The organism is Halorubrum distributum JCM 10118 (assembly GCF_000337335.1).
GTDB classification, from domain to species: Archaea; Halobacteriota; Halobacteria; order Halobacteriales; family Haloferacaceae; genus Halorubrum; species Halorubrum distributum.
The window spans coordinates 1-3752 of record NZ_AOJN01000060.1 but is presented as its reverse complement, the minus strand read 5'-3'; the positions used below and the strand labels follow the sequence as shown (position 1 = coordinate 3752).

At 71.5% G+C, this 3752-nt stretch carries 5 protein-coding genes; 3 read left to right on the top strand and 2 right to left on the bottom strand.

Features of this window, described 5'->3' with window-relative positions; all coding sequences use genetic code 11:
• Both C466_RS13300 and C466_RS13295 read left to right on the top strand, forming a co-directional pair.
• Positions 1-836 (top strand): methyltransferase domain-containing protein (locus C466_RS13300; RefSeq protein ID WP_004599845.1); only part of this gene is annotated, 836 nt, incomplete at its 5' end.
• Between the two features lie 105 nt (positions 837-941).
• A complete protein-coding gene (locus tag C466_RS13295) occupies positions 942-2066 on the top strand; it encodes an ORC1-type DNA replication protein (protein ID WP_004599349.1) in 1125 nt (374 codons plus the stop codon).
• Between the two features lie 8 nt (positions 2067-2074).
• Here C466_RS13295 and C466_RS13290 read toward each other — a convergent pair whose 3' ends face one another.
• Positions 2075-2335 (bottom strand): hypothetical protein, encoded by a 261-nt coding sequence (locus tag C466_RS13290; protein ID WP_004599350.1) that lies wholly within the window; start codon positions 2333-2335, stop codon positions 2075-2077.
• A gap of 99 nt (positions 2336-2434) precedes the next feature.
• On the opposite strand from C466_RS13290, the gene rpiA reads away from it, so the two are divergent.
• The gene (gene rpiA, locus C466_RS13285) at positions 2435-3169 is read left to right on the top strand and encodes a ribose-5-phosphate isomerase RpiA (protein WP_004599351.1); all 735 of its coding nucleotides are present in this window, start codon (positions 2435-2437) and stop codon (positions 3167-3169) included.
• 86 nt (positions 3170-3255) lie between these two features.
• On the opposite strand, the gene C466_RS13280 is transcribed toward rpiA, so the two are convergent.
• Positions 3256-3423 (bottom strand): DUF1931 family protein, encoded by a 168-nt coding sequence (locus C466_RS13280; protein WP_004047560.1) that lies wholly within the window; start codon positions 3421-3423, stop codon positions 3256-3258.
• Positions 3424-3752 lie beyond the last annotated feature (329 nt).

The window sequence follows — 3752 nt, the reverse complement described above, 5'->3', positions numbered from 1 at the left end:
GGAACGTCCGCGGGACGGCCGGCGTCTCGACCGAGACGGCCGAGCGCGAGCTGGGTGGCGTCCTCGTCGACCGCGGGTTCGACGTCGACCTCGACGACCCCGACCACGTCCTCCGCGCGCTGTTCGCGGCCGGCCCTCGCGCCGAACACGACGCCGTCGCGGGCGCGGACGGCGGCGACGCGGACCTGTGCGCGCTCGGCTGGGTCGCGGCCGAGGCCGCCCGCGACTTCGCGCCGAACCCCACCGACCGCCCGTTCTTCCAGCCGGGGAGCATGGCCCCGGCGGACGCCCGCGCGTACGCCAACCTCGCGGGCGCCGCCCCCGGGCGGACCCTGCTCGACCCGATGTGCGGTACCGGCGGCCTCCCGCTGGAGGCCGGCCTCGTCGGCGCCGACGCCGTCGCCTGCGACGCGCAGGCGAAGATGGTCCGCGGCGCGCGGGAGAACTTCCGCGAGTACCTCGGCGCTCCCGGCACCGACGACTCGCCCGACTGGCACGTCGCGCGCGGCGACGCGACCGCGCTCCCCGTCCCCGACGACGCGGTCGACGGCGTCGCGTTCGACGCCCCGTACGGCCGGCAGTCGAAGATCGCGCGCCACGAGCTGGCGGACCTCGTCGCGGGCGCGCTCGCCGAGGCCGCTCGGGTCGCGCCGCGAGCGGTGCTGGTCGCCGACCGCGACTGGCGCGCCCCCGCTCGCGAGGCCGGCTGGACCGTCGACGCGGCGTTCGAGCGTCGGGTCCACCGGTCGCTGACGCGCCACGTGCTGGTGTTGCGTCGCGGCGACGCGGCGGGGGACGGAGGGGTTGCGACCGGGATCTCGCCGGAGCGAGAGTGAACGCTCGATCGGCGGAATCGCTCCGATCGACCGCTCGCGCGACAAGTTTCAGTTTCGCTCCGGCACCGGGCAACGGTTAAGTGCGCGGCCTCTCGTGGTACTCGCATGACCGGGGACGCCGGGGACATGCTCTCGTGGGACGAGTCCGTGTTCCGCGACGAGTCGGTGTTCGAGATCGACCACGTCCCCGAGACGTTCCGCCACCGGGAGAGCCAGCTGGAGAACCTGAAGTACGCGCTCCGCCCCGCGGTCCGCGGCTCTCGCCCCCTCAACACGATGGTCCGCGGCCCGCCGGGGACGGGGAAGACCACCGCGGTCCAGAAGCTGTTCGGCGAGCTCGGGGCCCGGACCGAGGTGCGGACGGTGCGCGTCAACTGTCAGGTCGACTCGACGCGCTACGCGGTGTTCTCCCGGCTGTTCGAGGGTATCTTCGAGTACGAACCCCCTTCTTCCGGCATCTCCTTCAAGAAGCTGTTCGGCCAGATCACCGACCGGCTCGTCGAGGAGGACGAGGTCCTCGTCGTCGCCCTCGACGACGTGAACTACCTCTTCTACGAGAACGAGGCGTCCGACACGCTGTACTCGCTGCTCCGCGCCCACGAGGCCCACTCGGGCGCGAAGATCGGCGTGATCGTCGTCTCCTCGGACCTCGGCCTCGACGTGATCGACGACCTCGACACCCGGGTCCAGTCCGTCTTCCGCCCCGAGGAGGTGTACTTCCCCGTCTACGACGCGACCGAGATCTACGACATCCTCGCCGAGCGCGCCAAGCGCGGCTTCCACGAGGGGGTCATCGGCGACGCGGAGCTGGAGCGCGTCGCCGACCTCACCGCCGACAGCGGCGACCTCCGGGTCGGGATCGACCTCCTGCGCCGGGCCGGGCTCAACGCCGAGATGCGCGCCTCGAAGACGGTCTCCGAGGAGGACGTCGAGGACGCGTACGACAAGTCGAAGCACGTCCACCTCTCGCGGTCGCTCCGCGGCCTCTCGGAGTCCGAGCGCGACCTCGTCCGCGTCCTCGCCGAACACGACGGCGAGCGCGCGGGGGCGGTGTACGACGCCTTCAACGACGAGACCGACCTCGGCTACACGCGCTACTCGGAGATCATCAACAAGCTCGACCAGCTCGGCGTCATCGACGCGGAGTACGCCGACGTCGACGGCCGCGGCCGCTCCCGCGAACTCTCCTTGGCCTACGACGCGGAGGCCGTCTTGGACCGGTTGGAGTAGGCGGCGACCTACCTCTCGTCGTCACCGCGCGCCGTCTCGTACCCAGTCGCCCACGCGAGGGCCCCGACGGCGAGGATCGCGACGGTCTCTCGATCCGACCCGACGAGGGACTGCGCGACGATGGAGACGGCCCCGACCGAGACGGCGACGTACGCGCCTTCCGGGACCGCGAAGGGGAGTCGACCGCGCGACTGAAGCGCCGCGGTCACGAACATCGCACCGAGGAGCGTCAGGCCGAACACCGGGAGGACAGCGGTTGCCGAGGACATACTTCCGACTGATCGCGTCGCGAGTAATACATTTCGGCGGTCGCGCGGTCGGAGCGAACCGCCGACGCCTTTTCAATAGCTCCGCCCGCACCTCGTCGCATGAAGACGAGCGGCGGGAGCGACGCGATGAAGCGGCGCGCCGGCGAGTCGGCGGCCGAGGCTGTCACCGACGGCGACGTGGTCGGACTGGGGACGGGGTCGACCGCGGCGCACGCCATCCGGCGGCTCGGCGACCGGGTCGACGCCGGCCTCGACATTCGGGGCGTTCCCACCTCCTTCGCGAGCCGCGAACTCGCCGCCGAGGAGGGGATCCTCTGCCTCGACCTTCCCGAGGCGGTCGGACCGGACGGCCCGGGTATCGACCTCGCCATCGACGGCGCGGATCAGGTCGCGACCGGGAGCGATGGGGCGGACGACCCCGTCTCCGGCGGCGCACTTATAAAAGGCGGCGGCGCGGCCCACGCCCGCGAGAAGCTCGTCGACGCCGCGGCGGACCGCTTCCTCGTGGTCGCCGATCCATCGAAGGAGTCGCCGCGGCTGGACCGGCCGGTTCCGGTCGAGGTCCTCCCCGCGGGGCGGACCGCGGTCGCCGCGGCGGTCCGGGAGGCGGGCGGCGAGCCGACGCTGCGGCGCGCGGAGCGGAAGGACGGTCCCGTCGTAACCGACAACGGGAACCTCGTCCTCGACTGCGAGTTCGGCGAGGTCGCCGACCCGGCCGCGCTGTCGGCGACGCTGTCGTCGATCCCGGGGGCCGTCGAAAACGGCCTCTTCGTCGGGCTGGCGGACGAGATCCACGTCGGGACGGAGTCGGGCGTCCGGGTCGACGAGGTCTGAAACCGCTGAATCACGGCGCCACGGCCGACAGTGCCGCCGCTCGGCGGACAGCGTCCAAATAAAATGGAACGGAAACGAGTTCCGTCTTAGAGGTCGCGCGGCTGGACCGTCTTCCGGTCGTTGGCCTCGGCGCGGCGCGCGGCGTCTTCGAGCAGCTCGTCCACTTCGTCGTCCAGCGCGTCGTAGAAGTCCGAAGCGACGTTCTTGTCGTCCAGGGCTTCCTTGACGGCCGCTTTGACAATGAGGTCTGCCATGCGATCGGGCCTACCCGGTGATGGTTAATAAGAGTTCCTGAATTCGCCCGCGAGGGGCGCCGTAAAGCCGGTTCGCGGGGGGCTGCGAACATAGTCACTTATAAATCTTGTGAGATTATCGTCGCCGCCCCGGAGCGAACGCGCTCCGAACCGCCCTCGGCACCGCCTCGGACTCGCTTCGATCGGGCCGCGTCCCCCGCCGCGTGAGGCTCGCGGGTGCGCTCCGCCCCGCGATTCGGCTTCGCGCGCGGCGCTCTCTCGCGGCGAACCGACAGGTTCGACCGGCTCCCCCGCCGACGGTGCGGCATGCGAGAGACGTTAGCGGCGCT

Bases quoted from the DNA above. Each gene is read 5' to 3' on its own strand.
- C466_RS13280 (WP_004047560.1), bottom strand. From the start codon at position 3,423: ATGGCAGACCTCATTGTCAAAGCGGCCGTCAAGGAAGCCCTGGACGAC.
- C466_RS13290 (WP_004599350.1), bottom strand. From the start codon at position 2,335: ATGTCCTCGGCAACCGCTGTCCTCCCGGTGTTCGGCCTGACGCTCCTC.
- C466_RS13295 (WP_004599349.1), top strand. From the start codon at position 942: ATGACCGGGGACGCCGGGGACATGCTCTCGTGGGACGAGTCCGTGTTC.
- rpiA (WP_004599351.1), top strand. From the start codon at position 2,435: ATGAAGACGAGCGGCGGGAGCGACGCGATGAAGCGGCGCGCCGGCGAG.